The sequence below is a fragment of the Bacillus cereus group sp. BfR-BA-01316 genome, assembly GCF_022664195.1.
GTDB lineage: Bacteria > Bacillota > Bacilli > Bacillales > Bacillaceae_G > Bacillus_A.
This window is the reverse complement of record NZ_JAKUGX010000033.1, coordinates 1-21,073: the sequence shown is the minus strand read 5'-3', so window position 1 is coordinate 21,073 and position 21,073 is coordinate 1. Positions and strand designations below refer to the sequence as shown.

Genomic DNA, 21,073 nt, shown 5'->3' with positions numbered 1-21,073 from the left:
ATATAAGAATATATACTTATTTCGCTTTTAATAATTTAACTCCTTTAAAAAAGCACGCCGTCTACCGGCGTGCTTCTAATTATGCAAGGACCCTTTTAGCCAATTTCGCGCTCGATACGCCCCAACTGGAATTTGAATGAGTGAAGTTTTATTTCCGGCATCAATCCCGTACAATTGATCGCATGAATTTGTATCAAAACTTAGTAACGGATGCCCGCCCATCCCCATAGCGGTCGCAGCTAAAACGAGTTTATGAACGAGCATGCCAGCTTCCATTTGATGAATTCGATATCCTCTATAGCTTAATTTATTTTTATAGTAATCTTTATTTCCGACTACATGTAGACAAAGTGGTACTTGAAAAAGATTTACGTTATCCATCGTCATACTAGATTGCAGAGAATAACGAAGGTCTCCGTGCTGAAGTGGCTGTATGGAATGTGTCCTACTGTTATAAGCGTAAGCACCGTTTTCTATGTCTTTTACGTTATAAAAACATCCATATAATGAGACCCGTGCGTTTTCATTTACATACTTGCCATCAAGGTCGTTGTAATAAGGGAAGGAGAGGCTCGCTTCTTGTAGTAGAGTAGCGAGCTCGGCTGCATCCCATTTCGTTAAAATGAAGTCAGAATCAGGTGAATATCGTTTTTTACAAAGATGTAAGAAATCATACGATAAACGCTCTACTTTTGGTAGCTGTACAGCGTGTGCACTATATTGATGTCGGTCTTCTTGAGTTAATGTTTGGAAGTGTTCTGTCGATTCAATCATAGATGCCGTGTTTATTTTTTTTACCATCGGATAGTCATCTACATATTTTGAGCGAACGAAATGCTCATGTGTTAACGGCGGGATTTGCTGCAGTAAGTCATGAGAAGTAACTGTTTTATTTTCACGATGATCATTGTGAAACCAATCTGCAGTGGGTTCTGTACTTAAAGGAATAACAGCATATACACTTTCTTCACCTTCTGACAGTCCAAGTAAATGATTCATTGCCCGGTCTAGAAACTGAAAATATACACCGTTTGTATAACCGAATTGTTTTGCGCATTCAAGCAATTGACCGATCAGAACACCACTATCTAATCCTTGCAGACGATACGAAAAGTTATTGTATTTAAAGAAGTTTTTCCAAAACATAGTGGATACGAATGCAGCGCCAAAACAAGAATGTATGTTACAACGATTGCCGAGTGCTTCTGTAAGATAAGAATCGAAATTTCCTTCGCGAAGTAAGATGAGACGATGATGCGCGGCGTCATAATGGTAAATGCCGTCTGGATAATGATCAATTTTTAAATACATATATAATTCATTTGGATATAAAGCACCCCCAGAAGGGATGAATCTTCGAAATAGAGTCGTTGTTTTATTATTTTCTAGGCTAGTAGTAGGTTGACATAATTGTGTTAAACCAAATGAGTACCAAAGATAATGACCGAGTTCCTCTAAGTTAGGTTTAGTAGAAGAATTCCGCAAAGTTAAAGGGATTTCTAAAGAGAGAGGGATGACTGGTAAATTTCGATATAATTTATAAGGAAGTGGTGCGTCTTCCCAATCAATCTCTTTATCGGACGACATAATTTCATTAATAGAAAAATGGAGATGATGTAAAAAAGTATCCAGTTGCATCAAATTTCCCCCTCGCTATGAATTATGGAAAAGGATGCGGATGTGGATTTAAACTTTCATTCGTTAAAGGCTCAGCCCTATATCCAAGTGTCATCGGTACGGTATACACTCTATCCAGTCCTGTAACCCGAGTGAGATGGTGACCGAACGTCATCGGTAACATGCCTGGAATAATGACTTTTACACAATGTAATCCGTTTTTTTCTATAAGGGGTACGGTTTGATCTACAACGATTACTTCAAGTCCAGATTGATGTAGTCGGTTTAAAAGTTGATGAAGATCAGATGTTAAATCCATATCAAATGATTGTAACGCCTTCATTTCTTGGAACGTTTGCACCGGAGCATCGTCTCGTAAAAGGAAGTGAAGACGCTCTTCCGCTTCTTTCAATCCGTACAGCATACTATGATCTTCCATTTGCGTAACGAGATATGGATCTTGTAAACAGTTTTCATATTTCTCTCTTTTTTGCTTGAGCTCATCGTCTGTTATAAGTAACATGCCTGCTATTTCGTGAATTGCACTCTTTAGAGCTCGGATTGGGTCTAAATGAGAGCCTCCTGCACAAACAACGTTCATTCCATTTTCACGCGTATTTTTTGCAATGACCCATAGGCTCGGGATGCCATGTTCCATCGTCGCGTTAAAAGCATGTAATTCATACCCGGTAATCGTGCGTAACCGATGGAGCATTAATTGTAATTCCGTATCATTTGCTGAACTAAGATCAAGGCGGGGAAGAGGTAATTCGGCATACCAAGTGAGCAAAAAGGCGTCACGCTCTACAATTTCTAAAATGCCATGAAAAATTGCCTCTTCTAAGCTACCACCAAGTGCACATCCATTTGATGTTTCATACACGAAAGCATCTCGTTGACCGAGGCTATAATAAGCGATTGCTTCTGGAACTAAAAGTGGCTGGCTTTGTGATAAAGAGTATCCCCATACCCAGTTTTGCTCATAATCAGGATCAAACGGCTTAAATGGAAAACTATCACGATTGTAATGTTCATTTGTATGCACACCGAGTGTGAGGGGGTTCAGTGCAATATGCTCTAGCTCATGAAAACTACCATGCACATTTGACTTTTTCCCGCGAGGCGACATACCGCAATATCGTTCTAATCCTTCTAAAATAGCGGTTGCTTCACTAAGTGCGAATGAATGAGTTCGGCCCGCTACACCTTCATTGCCGAACATTAATGGCATGTTTATAATAACATCAGCAAACGGTAATAAAGAATGTTGCATTTTGCCGTTTAAAATACCAGTCCGGTAATCTAAATAGTCTCTCGTTAAAAATGTGTTTAGCTCGTGAATGGAACGACAGCGATACGTTTCAGTACTCGTTTTCAAACTTGGTTGTAAAGAAATTTGCGCTGCATCTGCTGTATCGTCAGACAAATTGCTGCATACCGGACAGAGAGGGTCTGGAAGAAACGAATGCCGGGTACATTGTAACGTTTGTAAGTCCAGTAAAATGAGTTCATTGTCTATAGAAAAATGTTTGTTAGTTAATATTTTCTCTGTTTCAGCATGAATGAGCTGGCACATTTGTAACATTCCATTTTGGGTGGCGCGTACATCACGTCTCGTCACGTTATCTGCTTTTAACGCATATTTCCGTTGTAGTTCCCACATTTCTTTTTGATCAAATCCAGCTATAAACCGGCGTCCATCAGCGCAGTGGGAACATCCAGTTGTAAGAGGCTTCACGTAAGGACCGATAATACCTTCACCAAACGAAGTAAACGCGCGAAGCCACGGAATATTATTTGAGCGAAAGATAAGCTCAGCATCATGATGTACGGAAGAAGGAGACCCGTCATGTAAGACAAGAGCAAGATCAATGTTTTCAGGAAGAGCTTCTGTAATTGTATGCTGGCGGATGAGGGAATATTGCTTACACAATTGCTCATGTACATATTCTGTGAGTAGGCCATCTCCTATAAGTAATATGTTTTGAGTCATTGGTCATCCTCCTTTGCAATTAATACCCCATATACACCGTCTAAGTTGTCTCTTAAAAATGACTCAATAGCTAAATCAAAAACGAATGGATACAAGTTGTTTTTCGTTAAATTTTGCAAGGCAACTTGTAAAGACTGTACGCCTGGAATTTCTTCCTCTTCTTGTATTGCTACTCTAACAGAATCCGTACTATATAAAACAATAGATGATTCCGGTAACATATTAGCTTTATAAGGAATCTCTTCATTTTGAATATGAAGGAGTGCTTGTTGCAGAGCATTTCTTAACGCCAATGTTATATTAATATTTGCCGCACCATACCATCTATCATTTATACCGATCCAAACGACAGGAAAACCAAGTAACTCCTCACTCATTCCTACTTTAGGTATTTCATGAATTGTAGAGAGAGCATCGTAGTAAAACCTACAATGTATATCATGAATTTCGGTTAAATCAAGCTCTGTAATCTCTTCTAGCATATGTGATTGGCGTTCATATAACTTATTATTTAAATGTTTTTGTAGTGCTCGGTATACACCTTCTGCCATCGTTTCCCCAGCACCAATACCGATATCAGTATGTTCGGGGATAAGACGATGAATCATTTCAGCTACATATGTTTCAACTCCTGTTAAACCAGCTTCGCGGCGTGCTTCATTATGAGTTAATCCACCGCAAGCTATAGTAGGAAGGGGAGAGGTAGGTCCGTCTGATAATGGATTTGCAACTTGAATATAGCACTGTGATAAAGGCAATTGGTGTAAATCTTGTTCATCCCACATGTGGAATATGCCAGCTTCTTTAGAAGTTAACGTATCAAAAAAACGAAAAAGTTCAGTTGAAGTATATTGTCCGGAACGATGGGCAAGGTTTTCTTGAAGATTTTGCACCGTATCAATTGTAAAGATTTCATCGGTTGCGAGAAGATGTTTTATGAAAGGGTGCCACTTTCCTTCAAGTGTTTCCAAGTTTAATAAAAAGAATTGAGGATTATGCTGCCTGTGTGAATCTTCAGCGACATGTTTAAATAACTCAAAAACGATAATATTTGCTAACATTGCAGATGTAATTGGTGAGACAGGTTCAGGTGGATTTTCACTTTGTAAAGTAGTTTCGTGTAGACGATGCCAAGCTGATTCCCAGCATTCTTCACGGTCTGCGGTTACGACAGGTCCAGCTAAACCAATTCTTGATAAGCAAATAGCTGGTATGAAATTTTTCTTAAACTCTCTACAAATAGTATGGATTGCTCTTAAACTTTCAATATCTCCATTTTGGGAAACGTATAAAATCCAGTCGAAAGGCTCGAATACTTCATGTAAAGGAAGATCAATTGTAATATCTACTTCTTGAATAAGTACATTGTCATCATTTGCATATGCACGTTCGCTTAGTTCATGAATTCGATCGTAGTTTGTTTCAGCACGATCTGTAACAAGATAATGAAATGTAGGTAAACCAGATTCTAATAAAGACGAAACTAGTGAAGTAAGCATATCGCCAGAACCAATTATAAGCACATTTGCTGCGCGGTACGTTTCGAATTTTAAAGCACCTGAATGGGAATCAGCTTCTAAAAACTCAATTTGCGAAGCGTATCTATCGAGTAATGCACTGTTTAATTCGTGGGGAGCATCTTGGCTTACATCACGAACGAAACCATTTTCATATAAAATCTCTCCAATTTCAAATACACGATTTTGATAGGGGAGAGGGAGACCATCGGTTATTTCCGTCAAAGAATGATTACCGTTAAACATAGGCATTAATTTCTCAATCCAGTCATAAATTCCACCACCATCCATACGGAATGAACTGGAGTTATTTCGAAAGTAAACACCCCCGTTTGAATCGGGGAGGAAGAAAGTATCCTTATTTGCTTTAAGTTTTGCATGAACTGGAAGGTTACTCATGTTTATCCCCCTTAGGCTTTAGGCATACATTATTAGTCTATGTAGTGTGATTTGTCCCGTATGAACACAATAAAAAAAGGCTGTAGAATGATTCATTCTACAGCCTTTAATAGATTCATAATCTATCAACCTTCTAATAATAATGATTTTGGATCTTCAAGCATATCTTTAACAGCAACAAGGAAGCTAACTGCTTCTTTACCATCAACAATACGGTGATCGTAAGATAGTGCAAGGTACATCATTGGACGGTTTTCCATACGTTCGTTATCGATCGCAACTGGACGTACTTGGATTTTATGCATCCCTAGAATACCTACTTGTGGACTATTTAGGATTGGTGTCGACATTAGAGAACCGAACACGCCACCGTTTGTAATCGTAAATGTACCACCTTGTAGCTCTTTTAATGAAAGTTTATTATCGCGTGCTTTCAGACCTAAATTACGAATCTCGCTTTCAATTTCAGCGAAGTTCAATTGGTTAGCATCGCGTACAACTGGAACAACTAATCCATCTGGAGCTGCTACTGCAATACCGATATCATAGAATTTTTTAATGATAAGCTCGTCGCCTTGAATTTCAGCATTTAATAATGGGAACTGTTTTAATGCTGCAACAACTGCTTTTGTGAAGAATGACATAAAGCCAAGACGTACATCATGTTTTTTCTCGAAAGCATCTTTGCGTTCTTTACGTAATTCCATGATTGCACTCATATCAACTTCGTTAAATGTAGTTAACATTGCAGATGTTTGTTGAACTTCTACAAGACGTTTTGCAATTGTTTGACGGCGGCGGGACATTTTCACACGCTCAACTGGTTTTTCGAATTCAGTTTTTGCAACTGGAGCCGGACTTTGTTTTGGAGCAGCTGGTGCTTCTTTTGGAGCTGCAGCGTGAGCTTGTACATCATGTGGTCTCACACGTCCAAGTGGATCTGTGCTACGTACGTCGTTTAAGTCGATTCCTAATTCACGAGCCATTTTGCGAGCAGCTGGTGATGCGATAGGACGATTTGTATTTGGTAAACCTTGCAACGCTTTATTTTGTTCAGCACTTGGAGCTTCTGCTTTCGGTGCTTCAGTAGTTTCTTGTTTTGGTTGCTCATTAGCCGGAGTAGGTGTACTTACTGCAACTGCTGCGCCGTTTGCATCTAAAATTGCGATAGTAGCGCCAACTTCAACTATATCTCCAGGTTCGCCTAGTAACTTCGATACAATACCTGAATCCTCTGCAATGATTTCTACATTGACTTTGTCAGTCTCAAGCTCAACAACGCTGCCACCTTTCTCAACTTTGTCGCCTACGTTGATAAGCCATTGTGAAATAGTTCCTTCTGAAATAGATTCTGCAAGCTCAGGTACTTTAATTTCGATCATTTTAAATGTCCTCCCCTTATTTGCCTAACGGTGTGTTTTGTCTTCTTTAATCTTCGGTAATCTCCATGTATTAGCTCGACCTTGGGCAGAATATCTGCCCAAGCTGAGCTAGTGAAATTCGTTGTTACTTTCAGTTGCTGAAAACTTCAATTTCTTGTTTATCTTGACGGAAGTTGTACTTCACATCTAAAGCGTGTGCAACGATTAATTCTTGCTCAGCTTTGTGAGCAAATGGATCGCCACCAGATGGGCTAGAACGATCCGGGCGTCCAATGTAACCTGTTTTCACTTTATCCCCAGCTAGTTCGAACAGAATTGGAGCCATGTAATGCCATGCGCCCATATTACGAGGTTCTTCTTGAACCCAAATGATTTCTTCTAAGTTTTTAAAGCGTTTAATAATAGATTGAACTTTTTCAGCAGGGAATGGGTACAACTGCTCGATACGAACCATATGAACTTCATCTAGGCTGTACTCATGCTTACCACTTTCGATTTCTGCTGCTAAGTCAATTGCCATTTTACCTGTACTTAAAACAAGGCGTTTTACTTTGTTTGGTTTCGCACCAAGGTTTCCTTGTTCTAAAGCAGGTTGGAAACGCCCTTCACTTAACTCACTACCTGTAGAAAGTGTAAGTGGGTGACGTAATAAGCTTTTCGGCGTCATAATTACTAATGGTCGAACAGCCTCTGTTCCTAAGATAGATGCTTGACGGCGCAAGATATGGAAGTATTGTGCTGCGCTCGTTAAGTTTGCAACTGTCCAGTTGTTCTCAGCAGCTAATTGTAAGAAACGCTCTGGACGTGCACTAGAATGCTCCGGTCCTTGACCTTCATAACCGTGTGGTAATAGAAGAACTAGACCTGATTTTTGACCCCATTTCGCTCTTCCTGCTGAAACATATTGATCAAATAATGCTTGCGCAGTATTTGAGAAGTCACCATATTGAGCTTCCCACATCACAAGAGTTTCTGGAGCAAATACGTTATAACCATATTCGTAACCAACAACAGCAGCTTCTGATAACGGACTGTTATGAACAGAGAATGATGCGTTAATGTTCGGTAAACGATGTAATGGTGAATATGTTTCGTTTGTATCAGTATCGTGTAATACGATATGACGATGCGCAAATGTACCACGCTGTGAATCTTGACCAGTTAAACGAATTGGCGTACCTTCTTGTAAAATAGAAGCGAATGCTAAAGATTCAGCAAGTGCCCATTCAATTTTACCGTTCTCTTCCAGAGCATCTTTACGGCGCTCAAGAATTTTCTTCACTTTTGGATATACGTTAAAGCCTTCAGGCCAAGATAATAGTCCTTCATTAATTGCACGAAGCGAGTCAATTGAAACACCAGTGTCAATCGGCTGGATTCCTTTTGCAACAACCTCTGGAACTTTAACGTGGATTGTTGCAGCACTCGTATCAGCTGGTGGCACTTGTGCGTATTCAGCCTTTAATTCCTCTTGTATAAACTGAGTAATTGTTTCAACCTCATCTGCATTCAGAACGCCAGCAGATTGTAATTGATCTGCATAAATTGCTCTTACAGTGGGGTGATTTTTAATTTTTTTGTACACTTGTGGTTGCGTAACTGCTGGATCATCCATTTCGTTATGACCATATCGGCGGTAACCGATTAAATCGATTAAGAAGTCCTTTTTGAACAGCGTACGATATTGGATCGCAAGGTTTGCAGCAGCAAGACAAGCTTCCGGATCATCAGCATTCACGTGAACAATCGGAATATCGAAACCTTTTGCAAGGTCGCTTGAATATTTAGTAGAACGAGAATCATAGCTATCAGTCGTAAAGCCGACTGCATTATTTGCGATAACATGAATAGTTCCGCCAGTTTGGTACGCATTCAATCTACTTAAGTTCAATGTTTCAGACACAACACCTTGACCAGGGAATGCAGCATCACCATGAACTAAAATTACGAATGATTTTGTAGTATCTTGTTCTGGAAGACCAGGTTTTTTACGATTCTCTTGAGCTGCACGTGCGAAACCTTCAACAACAGGGTTAACGAACTCAAGATGACTCGGATTATTTGCTAATGTAACACGAGTGCTAACTTCTTCATTACCAACGACTTGTTCTCTACCTAAATGGTATTTCACGTCGCCAGTCCAGCCAGCATTTGTCTTTACACCTTCTATTTTTGCATGTTTGAATTCTGCAAACATGTGATTATATGGCTTTTCTAATACGTGAGCGAGTACGCTTAGACGACCACGGTGAGCCATACCAATCATGACATCTTCTACGCCGCCTTTAGCACCTTCTGAAACAATTTCATCTAGTACAGGTACAAGCATATCAACGCCCTCTATTGAGAAACGTTTTTGACCAACGAATGTTTTATGCAAGAATTGCTCGAAACCTTCAACAGCAGTTAAACGTTTTAAAAGAGCAGTTCGTTTTTTATTTGATAATGGTTGACGCAATGAATTTGATTCCACCATTTGATGCAACCACGCGCGTTCTTCACTATCTTGTATATGTGAGAATTCATAAGCTAAAGATTTTGTATAAACGTCTTTTAATCTATGAATTACATCAAGTGCAGTGTGAATACCCTCTGGTGCATTTTGCCATACTGTTTTTGCTGGAATCGCTTTCAAATCAGCATCGCTCAGTTCGTTCATTGTTTTCTCGATAAGAGATTGTCCATTTGCAGCATCTTCCATCGGATTAATGTGAGCCAGCGTATGCCCGAAAGAACGAATCTGCTCAACAAGTTGAACGACTTTAAGAATCTTTTCAATGTTCCCTGTGTTTTGAGGAGAAAAATGTGTTGCTGTGTTGTCCCCTGTTACGACATCATCTTGAAACGAAGGAGCTCCAAAAATTTCAAAAAGCTCTTGTAATTCCGGATCAACAGAACCTGCTCCAGTTACGTAAAGATCATACTGTTCAATAACATAACCAAGGTTCGGACCATGGAACTTGGCCCAAGGGTTTGTCGTTGTATTCTTCCTCGTCATTTGTTTAAACCTCCCGATGCATATAATCCTTTTCCTATACAAAAGGTGCATTTTGCTCTTTTTCAATAATTGATGAACTAATAATTAATGTAAATGTTATCTTTACTCTTATGTTATTACAATAATTTACATAATGCCAAACACTATTACTTATCTGTTTTGTAAAAAAACATTCACAATAACTTATCACCCAAGTTAATCTTTCATGTTATAAAGTAATTTTACAGAAAAATGGGGTGGATATATTTGGTATACCTACATTAATAACTATAATTGTTGAATTTAAATATAAGTATAACTATCAGAATGTTTCGATAAAGTTTAGTTCGAATTATGTATATTGAAATAATAAGCGCTTTCATTGATATTATACAACAATATAACGGAATATAGTATAAAAAATAAAAAATTATGAATTTACCATAAACTTTATATCGATAGTGTTAAATATTGAAAGGAAAATGAAGGATTTCTACAAAAAAAGTGGCTATACATAAAAAATGCTTCATAAACCGTTAGTTTCTATAAATATGGCGAAAAACAACGTAAAAACAATAGCGCACATCACCCAATAAGGAGAAGAATGAAATATTTTAAAAGGATAAAACAAATATGGAGATATTAAATTTTCACAAAAGCGGGGAGGAGATATAGTAACGGCTATATACATTGTTCCATGTTTCATTTCAAAATAGACGTGCTGAATTTGAAAAAGTTTCTTTTATATAAAGTGAAACTTTAATCAGTGTGGGGGGTGTCCATCCCCCACTGATTATTAGCCCTCACCAATCGGGCATTTACGGGCAGTTATCTCCCGCCTAACTTCCTCGCATTCGTACTGCCCGCAAATAGCGGGGATAAATAGAATGCAAAATAATCTAAATGAATGTAAAGGAACCTTGACGTAAAGTTTACTTTACATATATACTCGATATAAGGGAGGAGGGAGAAATTTCCTTGGAAAATAAAATGGTCGAATACCGAAAAAAATTTGGACTATCTCAAGAAAAATTGGCTGAGAAACTTGGGGTTTCTAGACAAACCATTATCTCAATTGAAAAGGGGAAATATGATCCATCACTTCCTTTAGCATTTGAAATAGCAAAAGCATTTCAGACAACGATAGAACATGTATTTATTTATGAAGGAAAAGAAGAGGGGGAGAAAGGATGAATTATTCACAAAAGTACTTTGTAATTATGGGGATTATCTTTTTAATTATGAGTGGAACTATGGTATTAGCAGGTATAATGACGCATTCCGCGCCGCCAATTCCAACTTATACCGTGCTTGCAATGATGATTATGTGTTTTTGCCTAAGTTACTTACACCCGCAATTTAAAGAAAAAGATGAGCGAATGAAACTCATTCGTTACAAAGGAATGTTCTTCAGCTTTTTTGCGCTAACAGCATACTATCTTCTTTTCTCTATTGGCTTAAATTTAAAAGTAATTACACTATCTGCGGTTGAATTATTGAACATATTAATGGCACTTACGATGAGTACAGTTTTTATCTCGTTTGTTGTTTTATCTAAAAGATATTAAGATGTAAGAGAGAAAGGAAGATTAACATATGCAAATGATGTACGCTTTTGGCATGGGGCTTGTTTTATTTTTAGCGGTGTTCCTATTCATTCGTAAAGACGTTCAGGGCGGAACGTTAACGAAACGAGGATTTTATAAAATGATCGGCTGTTTAGTTGTTATGTTTATAGCGATTATCGTAATGATCGTTCTAATTAATAAAACATTATAGAATTTAAAAACGGAACCTTACTTTACAGTAAGGTTTTTCTATTTGAAATTAATACTAAAAATCACCATAAAAACTATTTACTGACTATATTTCCTATTATATAATCCAATAAAATGATAGATAAGGAGAATAGTATATAAATAAAAAAGCTATCTTCTTTATAGCAATATGCCTACTACTTATAGCTAGTATTACTTATATAATATGTAACAAACGAGAACAAGTACCACCTATATTAGTATGGGAGGGCCAGGAATATTACGTTACGAATGAACCTGCCAAAGCAGAAAAATCCGGGCCAAAACTTGGCGAAGTGACGAAGAAAATTGAAACAAGCAAACAGCCTACTAAAGATAGTGAATCCAACATATTACAAGAAAAAACAGAAGTATTCACAATGATTGAAGAAGAAAAAGATAATCACCCGCCGTTAATCATAAAGGAACCTTATAGTGAAGACTATAGGGTAGTAAGGCCGATGTTAAAAGTACTATAAAGTGAAAAGGAGGTTCATATGCAGACAGTAACTTCATATCCATGGTCATTAAGAAAAATATTTGTCTTTTTCCTTTGCTTTATTCTGCCTCCTATCGGTGCAATTTACATTTTGATGAATAGAGAGGCGCTACAAAAGAGGGACTTTATTTTATATTTATTATTTGCTGCTATTAATATATCACTTTGGTTGTCCCTTATGATTTTTGATCGGAGTATATGGATGGTAGCGGGGCATGATGTACTTGGAGTAATTGTTATTGTATTTTCAAATATGAATAAGAGATAAACCGGCAATCTTAAAGCTGCTGGTTTTTATTTTAATACTTTAATGGAGAAACAAACTTTTAATAGAGAGTAGTGAGCGTTATGAGATGGAAAGCAGGAACTTTTGAAAAAATAGAAACGAATGACTCATCTATTGAGCAATTTATACATACATTCAAAGAACAAAACTTACATGGTGGAGCGGTTATAAGCTGTTTTAAAGTACATAACGAAAATTTTTTCAAAGAAATACCGCCTGAAGAAGATAGACACGAGCACTTTTTCAGAAGAATCTTCAACTCTTTAGATATAATTAATAACATAGAAGAGTTAAAAATACATACATCAGAAAAATATAAGTTTCATTTTCAAGAAAGTAACGCAGTAATGCTTGATGGTAGCATTGCCGCTCAAATTTTATGGGGCGGGGCATATGTAGAATTTCAAGATCGTCCGGTTGTCGCGAAGCAATTAGCGATTAATATATGCCAATACATGTTCCAAGATCGATATGAAGATATTAGAGTGTTTGAAAGCTATCGTCCTTGGACAGATTGGTTTTATGATATTGCATGGGATGCTACTTGGATGGTGTTAGATAGTAAGGAGCATAAAATGTGGTTAATTTGTGCTACGGATACGGATTGAAAGACAAAGAGCCTTGTAGTATTTCTACAAGGCTCTTTGTCTTTTGGGAAAGAATAGAAAACAAATCATATAAATGCTATACTAAAAAATGTTTGTAATGTCAGTTTCATACTATTGTATAGTGATGACTTACTAGAAAAGATAAGAGGAGAATGAACGTGAAAAAGATAAAGAAGTTATTGCTGTTAATGATGGTAGTAGGATTAACAGTTGGTGTTCTAGCAGGATGTGCAAATCCGAAAGACTCTGTAGAAGAATTTTTAACAGCGATACAAAAAGGTGACTTAGAAAAGGCTCGTACATTTGTTGAAAGTGACAAAGAGTTTAGTAAACTAAATGAAAAAACAGATGATGCTGACGGAAAAGCCATGCTGAGCGCCATTACGAAAAACTTTAAATTTGAAAAAATAGAAGAAGTATCAAAAAAGGATGACAAAGCAGAAGTTAAAGTGAAAGTTACATCTGTTGATCTATCTGTTGCCGTAACAAAAGCAATGGGAGAAGTTATGCCAATGGCCTTCGCTAGTGCCTTTAGTGAAGACAAAGAGCAATCCGAAAAAACAATAGAAAAAACAATGACATCAACTATCATCAAAAACTTAGCAGATAAAGAGGCAGCAATGGCAATTCGCGAAGTTACATTGAACTTAAAGAAAGACAAAGATGGAGACTACAAAATCGTTGCTGATGACAACCTACAAGAATTGTTATTTGCTAATGCGAAGTCTTTGGAGAAGATGTTTGGTGGGAAGTGATTTAGTTCTTGTAAAAGAGCGATATTCACAAAACGTTAGAGTGAGAATTTGAAAGTAGTTAAAAAAGATGTCAGCATTTGCTGGCATCTTTTTTATGCAATCTATAAAAATGTGCTTATAACGAGCAATTATTAGTTGTTTATTTGCTTGTATATACTATGTTCCAAGAAGATTCAAGATTTTCGATGTTTGTTTCAGCTTTCTTATAATCTTCTGTAGCTGATTTTAAGAGATATTCATAATCCAGTTCACTGTTCTCAGTATTTCCGTCAAATTGCTTCATCATTTTAAGTTGCTTCTCTAGAGAAGAATTTAAATTATTGATAGATTCACCGATTAATTTAAATTCTTTATCAGAAAAGGCATTTGGATATTTACTAAAGTTTTTTTCTATTTTTTGTATAGTTGGATACGTGTATGTCTCAATGCTTTCAATACCCTCTCGAGCTTGCTTAATAATCTCGGCTTCAGGTGATGATTTATCCATAGAAACTAGTGCTGCCAAATCGTTATCGCTATGGCTTAAGTTCACTTCATCTAGAATATTGTGGAAATCGTTCATTAATACAGCTTGATAAATAACGTTTCCGCTTTTTAAGTTTTCATTCGCTACGGTTGCTTCTTCATTTGAAAAGGAAGAGGCTTTCTTTTTTACATCCATAATTTTATTTCGTAATGTTTCATTATCATTTACTAGTTTTTCATGTTCCATGCCTACGGTGACTGCTAAAAGTTGAAGGTCAGCTGCAATTTCAGGGAAATCTGTAGCTTCTATCCACCCTGATTTTTGTGATGCTTCGTCGATCTTTTTAGAGACAGCATCAGCTTTCGCAATAAGATCCGCTTTAATATCCTTTGTATTTTGTGTCTCTGTTTCAGTGTTTGTCGCTTTTACAGTAGTAGGCTGTGTCGATGATGTTGAATTACTACATCCGGCTATTCCTGAAGTAATAGCAAGTACGACGAATGCGATAGATAAATGTTTTTTATGTTTCATGTTTCATTGCTCCTTATGTGTAGTTCTATGCTGTGATTGTAATGGAAAATTTTGAGTGAGTACCCATTAAAGTATATTAACATCATTTATTTATATTAACTATAGGATGTTAATAACCAGACAAAGAAAAAAATTAGTATAGAGGGATAGTGGCTTACTACATGGAGAGCGTATAAGGTTGGTCATAAAGGCTATTCAAGATGGGAAAGAAGTTAGATGGAATAGTAGACAGGAAATCTTGCATTTTGTAAGTTATAAATATATTGAATGTATGATATATTAATATAGTGAATTCAATTGGAGGAATAAATTATGAAAATTGTAAAGTCAAAGAAGTTATGGATAGCTTTAGCGGTAATCGTTGGATTAGTAATTTCATATTCGATTGGTGCTAGTGGAGCCAAGGTTGCTATCGAGAAAGAAAAGGTTACATATGAAGAGGCAAAAGCGAAAGCAGACGAAAAAGAGAAAGAGTTAAGTTACACGAAGAGCAAAGTCAAAGAAGGTATTGATGCAGAGCAAAAGAAGCTTGATGATAAAAAAGTTGAAGTAGAAGAGACTTTGGCTCTAGTAGCTAATAAGAATCAATTAACATCAGAAGTTGATAAGCTGGGCAAAGATGTAGAGGCTAAGAAGGGTGAAGTAGGTAAATTAGATGGGGATATCCAAGCTAAGAATAGCGAACTACAGAAGCTTACAGAAGGCGTTAAAGCTAAGCAGGAAGAGCCTAGAATGTTAGGTGCAGGTGAATACATCGTGGGCAAAGATATTCCTGCTGGTCGTTATAAGGCTACGGCAGTAGGACGCGGTAGTAACTTTGTTGTATTCGATAGCAAGAGTGGTTCAGCAACAGTAAATACCATTCTGGGCAATAGTTCAGTGGGGCGTGGAGATTATACTTTCTTCACTGGTAGTGGTGATATTATCAAGACAGCAGAGCAAGTTAAACTTATTCCAGTTGAATAAACATTGGATAAGTTTGATCATGTAATAAATAATAAGATAAACAACAGGAGTAAATATCATCATGAAAAAATGGATATTTTGGGCGGTAATTTTTTACTTACATTCAGCGGTACTGCTATATAAGGGAATTGACAAAATTGAAGGGTACTATATGGCTAGTGAATATAGTGAGTTAAATAAACACGTTTATGTGGGCGGAGACGCGTACAATTATATTATTAACTCTAATATACTTACAGCGTATTTTGTACTTAGCGCAGCATTCTTTATCGCAGGGACTCTTTTAATTGCTACCGGATCGATTATCAAGGCTATTAAGGAAAAACAAGTGGTATAAGTAATTGAATCACTAATAACACTATATGGTAATGGGCTTTCTTTGATATTATCCCCTTTAGGTAGGCAGTGTAGAGAAAACATGTACACACATGGATGTTACACTATTACTTGAAGGGGATTTTTCATGTCTAAAAAGTCGAGAAGTTAATACATACTTAGAAGAATTAATGTTATTTAAATGAAGAAGAACGTAGTAATACGGAAGTTATTATAATTTACTGCCAGTTCTATCGGTTAAATCATCGTATAAAAATAGCGGTCTACCAGTTGATAGACCGCTATTTTTACGATATGACCCCGGAGAGGCTCGAACTCACGACCTCCACCCTGTCAAGGTGGCGCTCTCCCTGCTGAGCTACGGGATCTTCAAGAATGCTTATGTAATAGCATCTTTAATAATTATGCTAAAGCAATTATATATAATTAACTGAAATTTTACAATATTTTTATAGTGAGTTTTTAAAGAGGGATCGTGTGCAATTATACTAGTAATGAATAAAGGGAGAATTAATAAGAAGAGAACTGAATAGAAAGTAGGTTTTGAATGTAGATATTATATTATTTACGATATTTATCTAAAGGATTTTCGTCACTTAAATCCACAAGTAAAGGACATAAGAATAGCAAAGGTAAAGCGGCGTTAGCTTGATGAAAGGTATCATTAGACATATATTGTCTTCCGAAACAATACGGACAATCTTTTTCGAATGTTATGAGAAGCGACCATACATCTTTTACTTTCCACTTCGTTTTACAATATGTACAACGCGCAATGGAGTTCCTCCTCATTTTAAGGTGTTTTCTAATATATTCCATTTTGTTGTACTAAAGTCAAGTGTGTTTGGTGTGATATAATGTAAGGTGTTTTGTTTTTTTTATATGGATGTATTCCGTAATTTATGACCAAATGAATGTAGTGTGAGGGTTATATAATAAGAGATTTTCATTTTTAATATGCAAATTGGCCAATATATCCTTTTTACAATTTTCAAGAAATCATGTATAAAAGAAGTACAAGATATTTATAAATATTCAGGAGTAGAGGGAGAATAATTGTAATGGTAAGAAAAACGTTTAAGATGCGTGTGTCTAGAAATAGAACGATTTCGATTGATGGTTCGATTCTTGATGTGGATGTGACGCATGATGAGTTTTTGCAAGAGTTCGTTGAGTGGGTCGATTCTAAAGGTTGGTCATTTATGGGTATGACGGATGAGATTACGGCTGAGGAAGCTGGGCAAAAGTTAATAGATTCGTTGATTGATGAGAAGGATAAGAAAGAGTAATTCCTTCTTATTTTTTATTGTATATTTATGTTCCTTATCGTTAAAGTGTGATATAGTAAAAAAGTGAATATTCTTCCAATTTAATACAAATTACATATAGATTGGTAGAGTTATTTTATAGAATGTGAAAGTAAAGTGAAAAGGGAGAGTCATATGGTAAATTTTAAGGGAATTTCGGTTTTTATTATGGTTATTTGTTTATTTTTTTTGACACCTATGACGTTATATGCTGAGACGAATATTGGAGTAAATCCGGAGCAAGTGGCACCGCCACCTGCGGAAGGACCGAATGTTTTTAGTCAGTTTGCGACTACGATTGATGCGAAAACAGGAGATGTGTTGTACGACAAAAATGCACATCATCGTGCGTTCCCTGCTAGTATGACGAAAGTGTTAACGGCGATTTTACTGATGGAGCATACGAAGCCAGAGGATCAATTTACGTTTTCACAATTAGCATTAGATCAAGAGAAGAGTAATTATCAAATTGAGTTTCAACCTGGTGAGACTATTAATAGAAATACTGCACTTATGATTTTAATGGTGCTGAGTGCGAATGATGTGTCGTATACGATTGCGGAGCGTATTGGAGGAAGTGTTGAAAATTTCGCTAATATGATGAATGAAAAGGCGAAGCAATTAGGGGCTAAAGATAGCCATTTTGTAACGCCAAATGGATTGCATGATCCAAATCATTATACGACGCCATATGATATGGCAATGATTACAAGAGGTGTACAAAAGTATCCTGAAATTTTACAAGCGATGAATACGAAAAGAACGACGGTGACGACATCTACGCAAACAGTGTCTATTTTTAATAAGTCTACTTATTTTGAAAATCCATATAGCATTGGTGGTAAGACAGGATTTACGAATGAAGCGCGCAATACGCTCGTTTTATTAAATGAGAAGGATGGGAATCGTATTATAAATGTAGTAATGGCTTCTCAAAGACCTGAAATTTATGAAGATTTGAAGCAGATGGCGGAATATTCTTTTGGGCAATTTACGAAGCAAACTGTACTAGATAAACATAGTTGGCATCAAAAGACAACGTATTTAAATAAAGATGTTGATTCTGAATTGGAAAAAAGTGCTGAGCTTATGCTAAAGAAAGATGAAGGGAAAAATGTAAAAACGGCTTTTCGGGTTAATTCAGTGGATAAAGAAGCTTTGTACCAAAAAGGAATTCATCGCGGTGAAGTAGTTGGTACGGTAGATATTATAAAAAATAATCAAACGATTGCGACTATAAATGTTCTTTCAAAAGAAGATGTTACGTTTGCGATGCCTAAAAAAGATACCGTAGCACCTGAAGTAAAGGAATCCAATGTGAAAGTGATAAGTGTTGGGATAGGTGCGATTGTATTATTTGGAGCCATTTTATATGTAGTGCTGCGTCGAAATAAACAAGGAATGAAATCAGAAGAGAAATAAATTGTTAGTATGGAGACTGTGATGAGATTTTGTCACGGTCTTTTTTGTGTTCATATATCCCTGTAAAATAACTAATAATTGTAAATTTTCTTATTGCATTTCCGTTATGTTCGTTATATTATTTACTTGTGTTCTTGTTAAAGAACGAAAGTCTATATTGCATACTTCGAATAATATAAAACAACGGAGAGGGAGAGAGACGATGAAATTAATTTGGAAGGTGATTAGCAACGTTATCTCATTTGTTTTATTTGCGGTAATGGTTTGTTTAGCTTTTGTAGTTATTTCTTCAAAAGCGAGTGGCGGGGATCCAACAGTGATGGGATATCAATTTAAGAGCGTTCTTTCAGGATCGATGGAACCAACATTTTTGACAGGGTCAATCATTGCGATAGAGCCAACGAAAGATGGTTCTAAATATCAAAAAGGTGATGTTATTACGTTTAAAGAGAAAGATGAAAAAATTGTCACTCACCGTATTATCGGTGTGAAAGATACAAATGGAAAAGTAATGTATGAAACAAAAGGGGATAACAACAACGGACCAGATTTAGCACCAGTACTTGCAGAAAATGTAATCGGAAAATATGCAGATATTACAGTTCCATACGTTGGTTATGGACTGAATTATGCGAGTTCAAAAGCGGGAGCAGCATTACTTCTTATTATTCCAGGAGTCTTTTTACTTGGTTATTCCGCGATTTCTATTTTTGGCGCTATTCGTAGCATCGACGGAGAAAAGAAAGATAAAAAAGTAGAACAATCCGTCTAGTTATCTTAGTTATAATTTCCTACTAGGAAATTAACAAATATATATATTATGGGGGATTTGGACATGACTTTAAAGAAAAAATTAGGGATGGGTATCGCATCAGCAGTACTAGGAGCAGCATTAGTTGGTGGAGGAACATTTGCATTCTTTAGCGATAAAGAAGTGTCAAATAATACATTTGCGGCTGGCACGCTTGATTTATCTTTAAATCCATCAACAGTTGTTAATGTATCGAATTTAAAACCTGGTGATACAATTGAAAAAGAATTTAAACTAGAAAATAAAGGCTCTTTAGATATTAAAAAGGTTCTATTAAAAACAGACTATAGTGTAGAAGATACGAAGAAAGATAATAAAGATGATTTTGGTAAACATATTAAAGTAACATTCTTAAAAAATGTAGATAAGCATGAGACGATTGTGAAAGAGACTACATTAGATAAATTGAAGGGTGATACACTTACAGCAGTAAATAATGATTTAGCTGCTTGGTTCTGGGATGAAAAAGGTATTTCTGCAGGTAAATCTGATAAATTCAAAGTGAAATTTGAATTCGTTGATAATAAAAAAGATCAAAATGAATTCCAAGGCGATAAGTTACAATTAACTTGGACGTTTGATGCACAGCAAGGCGAAGGTGAAACGAAATAATAATGACAACAAAAAGAGACTATCAAAAGTGGTAGTCTCTTTTTGTGTTAAAAGAGAAATGTAAAAAGAAACATAATTTTTATATCATTTTGTAATTCGCTTTATTATAATAAGGTTATAGTTCTTGATAAAGAACAAGATGTTCGATAGGAGAGATTAAAATGCTGAAGACACCTCGCAAATTCAAAAAGATGCTTATATTGCCATGTTTGTGTTCTATTACTTTTTATTTAGGCTCTCAAATGATGACTTATACAGAAGCAGCTTTCATTCATGAAACGAGAGTGCAGGCTACTATTTCTACAGCAAGTATTTTTCCAAAAACAGTTGATCAGTTGACAGAACAAGCTAAGCAACATAAGGAAGTAATTTTGCACGAGTATGAAGAGATGAAATCGAAATTAACCGTCACTTCCACTCAAGAGTTAGAACAGGCGCTTGTTACGTGGAAGCAAGGACGTGAGAAAATTGTTGTTGAGAGGGAACTGTTACAAAAAGTATATGTATCAATGGAAAATCCTTATAACAAAGTGAAAGAAGAGTTAACTGGAGATAAAAGTGAATCCACTAAGCAAGTATTCTCGTATGTGAATGCTGGTTTTCATTTAGTTAAAGAAAACTGTGAATATGTTGATAAAGAGGTTAATTTGCAGGTGATTGATAAACAAATTCAAGCTTTTGAGAAATTATTAGTAGATGAAACAGCAAAGCAAGTGAGTGAGGCTGAGAAGCAAAAGAAACTAGAAGAGAGTAAGAAGCAAGAAGAAGCGAAAAAGCTAGAAGAGAGTAAGAA

General features: G+C 36.3%; 21 protein-coding genes and 1 tRNA gene. 14 read left to right on the top strand and 8 right to left on the bottom strand.

Features of this window, described 5'->3' with window-relative positions; translation table 11 throughout:
• Positions 1-75 precede the first annotated feature (75 nt).
• The 5 genes from MR071_RS20650 to odhA form a co-directional block, all read right to left on the bottom strand.
• Positions 76-1,638: a SagB family peptide dehydrogenase gene (locus MR071_RS20650; RefSeq protein WP_242237765.1), complete on the bottom strand. Its 1,563-nt coding sequence runs from the start codon at positions 1,636-1,638 to the stop codon at positions 76-78.
• 22 nt (positions 1,639-1,660) lie between these two features.
• Positions 1,661-3,610 carry a TOMM precursor leader peptide-binding protein gene (locus MR071_RS20645; RefSeq protein WP_242237764.1) on the bottom strand — a complete coding sequence of 650 codons (1,950 nt, stop codon included), beginning with the start codon at positions 3,608-3,610 and terminating at the stop codon, positions 1,661-1,663.
• Complete coding sequence (locus MR071_RS20640) at positions 3,607-5,526, bottom strand: putative thiazole-containing bacteriocin maturation protein (protein ID WP_242237763.1); 1,920 nt, start codon at positions 5,524-5,526, stop codon at positions 3,607-3,609. Before MR071_RS20640 ends, MR071_RS20645 begins: the two co-directional genes overlap by 4 nt.
• A 125-nt stretch (positions 5,527-5,651) precedes the next feature.
• The gene (odhB, locus tag MR071_RS20635) at positions 5,652-6,908 is read right to left on the bottom strand and encodes a 2-oxoglutarate dehydrogenase complex dihydrolipoyllysine-residue succinyltransferase (RefSeq protein ID WP_242237762.1); all 1,257 of its coding nucleotides are present in this window, start codon (positions 6,906-6,908) and stop codon (positions 5,652-5,654) included.
• A 130-nt stretch (positions 6,909-7,038) separates the two neighbouring features.
• Complete coding sequence (odhA, locus tag MR071_RS20630; RefSeq protein ID WP_105584202.1) at positions 7,039-9,906, bottom strand: 2-oxoglutarate dehydrogenase E1 component; 2,868 nt, start codon at positions 9,904-9,906, stop codon at positions 7,039-7,041.
• A 957-nt stretch (positions 9,907-10,863) separates the two neighbouring features.
• Between odhA and MR071_RS20625 the strand changes: the two genes are divergently transcribed.
• The 7 genes from MR071_RS20625 (at position 10,864) to MR071_RS20595 (ending at position 13,829) form a co-directional block, all read left to right on the top strand.
• Positions 10,864-11,079, top strand: coding sequence for a helix-turn-helix transcriptional regulator (locus MR071_RS20625; RefSeq protein ID WP_002140896.1), 216 nt, complete (start codon positions 10,864-10,866; stop codon positions 11,077-11,079).
• Positions 11,076-11,453, top strand: a complete 378-nt coding sequence (locus MR071_RS20620; protein WP_105584200.1) for a permease — start codon at positions 11,076-11,078, stop codon at positions 11,451-11,453. The genes MR071_RS20625 and MR071_RS20620 overlap by 4 nt, the downstream gene beginning before the upstream one ends.
• Before the next feature lie 28 nt (positions 11,454-11,481).
• A complete protein-coding gene (locus tag MR071_RS20615; RefSeq protein ID WP_002011459.1) occupies positions 11,482-11,664 on the top strand; it encodes a DUF3976 domain-containing protein in 183 nt (60 codons plus the stop codon).
• A 136-nt stretch (positions 11,665-11,800) separates the two neighbouring features.
• The gene (locus MR071_RS20610) at positions 11,801-12,160 is read left to right on the top strand and encodes a hypothetical protein (RefSeq protein WP_242237811.1); all 360 of its coding nucleotides are present in this window, start codon (positions 11,801-11,803) and stop codon (positions 12,158-12,160) included.
• 18 nt (positions 12,161-12,178) lie between these two features.
• Positions 12,179-12,448 (top strand): hypothetical protein, encoded by a 270-nt coding sequence (locus MR071_RS20605; RefSeq protein WP_142395732.1) that lies wholly within the window; start codon positions 12,179-12,181, stop codon positions 12,446-12,448.
• 80 nt (positions 12,449-12,528) lie between these two features.
• Positions 12,529-13,074 (top strand): hypothetical protein, encoded by a 546-nt coding sequence (locus MR071_RS20600; RefSeq protein WP_242237761.1) that lies wholly within the window; start codon positions 12,529-12,531, stop codon positions 13,072-13,074.
• A gap of 158 nt (positions 13,075-13,232) precedes the next feature.
• The gene (locus MR071_RS20595; protein WP_142395730.1) at positions 13,233-13,829 is read left to right on the top strand and encodes a DUF4878 domain-containing protein; all 597 of its coding nucleotides are present in this window, start codon (positions 13,233-13,235) and stop codon (positions 13,827-13,829) included.
• Positions 13,830-13,968: 139 nt separating this feature from the next.
• On the opposite strand, the gene MR071_RS20590 is transcribed toward MR071_RS20595, so the two are convergent.
• Complete coding sequence (locus tag MR071_RS20590; protein WP_242237760.1) at positions 13,969-14,826, bottom strand: hypothetical protein; 858 nt, start codon at positions 14,824-14,826, stop codon at positions 13,969-13,971.
• 312 nt (positions 14,827-15,138) lie between these two features.
• Between MR071_RS20590 and MR071_RS20585 the strand changes: the two genes are divergently transcribed.
• Both MR071_RS20585 and MR071_RS20580 read left to right on the top strand, forming a co-directional pair.
• Complete coding sequence (locus MR071_RS20585; protein WP_242237759.1) at positions 15,139-15,792, top strand: hypothetical protein; 654 nt, start codon at positions 15,139-15,141, stop codon at positions 15,790-15,792.
• 61 nt (positions 15,793-15,853) lie between these two features.
• Positions 15,854-16,129 carry a hypothetical protein gene (locus tag MR071_RS20580; RefSeq protein WP_242237758.1) on the top strand — a complete coding sequence of 92 codons (276 nt, stop codon included), beginning with the start codon at positions 15,854-15,856 and terminating at the stop codon, positions 16,127-16,129.
• A gap of 294 nt (positions 16,130-16,423) precedes the next feature.
• Here MR071_RS20580 and MR071_RS20575 read toward each other — a convergent pair.
• Positions 16,424-16,496: transfer RNA gene (locus MR071_RS20575), tRNA-Val, on the bottom strand.
• 193 nt (positions 16,497-16,689) lie between these two features.
• Positions 16,690-16,905, bottom strand: a complete 216-nt coding sequence (locus tag MR071_RS20570) for a hypothetical protein (protein WP_242237809.1) — start codon at positions 16,903-16,905, stop codon at positions 16,690-16,692.
• 284 nt (positions 16,906-17,189) lie between these two features.
• Here MR071_RS20570 and MR071_RS20565 point away from each other — a divergent pair, with 284 nt between their 5' ends.
• The 5 genes from MR071_RS20565 to MR071_RS20545 all read left to right on the top strand — a co-directional run.
• A complete protein-coding gene (locus MR071_RS20565) occupies positions 17,190-17,417 on the top strand; it encodes a hypothetical protein (RefSeq protein ID WP_002064332.1) in 228 nt (75 codons plus the stop codon).
• 153 nt (positions 17,418-17,570) lie between these two features.
• Positions 17,571-18,857 carry a D-alanyl-D-alanine carboxypeptidase family protein gene (locus MR071_RS20560; RefSeq protein WP_242237757.1) on the top strand — a complete coding sequence of 429 codons (1,287 nt, stop codon included), beginning with the start codon at positions 17,571-17,573 and terminating at the stop codon, positions 18,855-18,857.
• Positions 18,858-19,059: 202 nt separating this feature from the next.
• The gene (gene sipW, locus MR071_RS20555; RefSeq protein ID WP_105584185.1) at positions 19,060-19,629 is read left to right on the top strand and encodes a signal peptidase I SipW; all 570 of its coding nucleotides are present in this window, start codon (positions 19,060-19,062) and stop codon (positions 19,627-19,629) included.
• A 63-nt stretch (positions 19,630-19,692) separates the two neighbouring features.
• A complete protein-coding gene (locus tag MR071_RS20550) occupies positions 19,693-20,280 on the top strand; it encodes a CalY family protein (RefSeq protein ID WP_242237754.1) in 588 nt (195 codons plus the stop codon).
• A gap of 161 nt (positions 20,281-20,441) precedes the next feature.
• The coding region (locus MR071_RS20545; protein WP_242237753.1) for a DUF4047 domain-containing protein at positions 20,442-21,073 on the top strand (632 nt) is incomplete at its 3' end.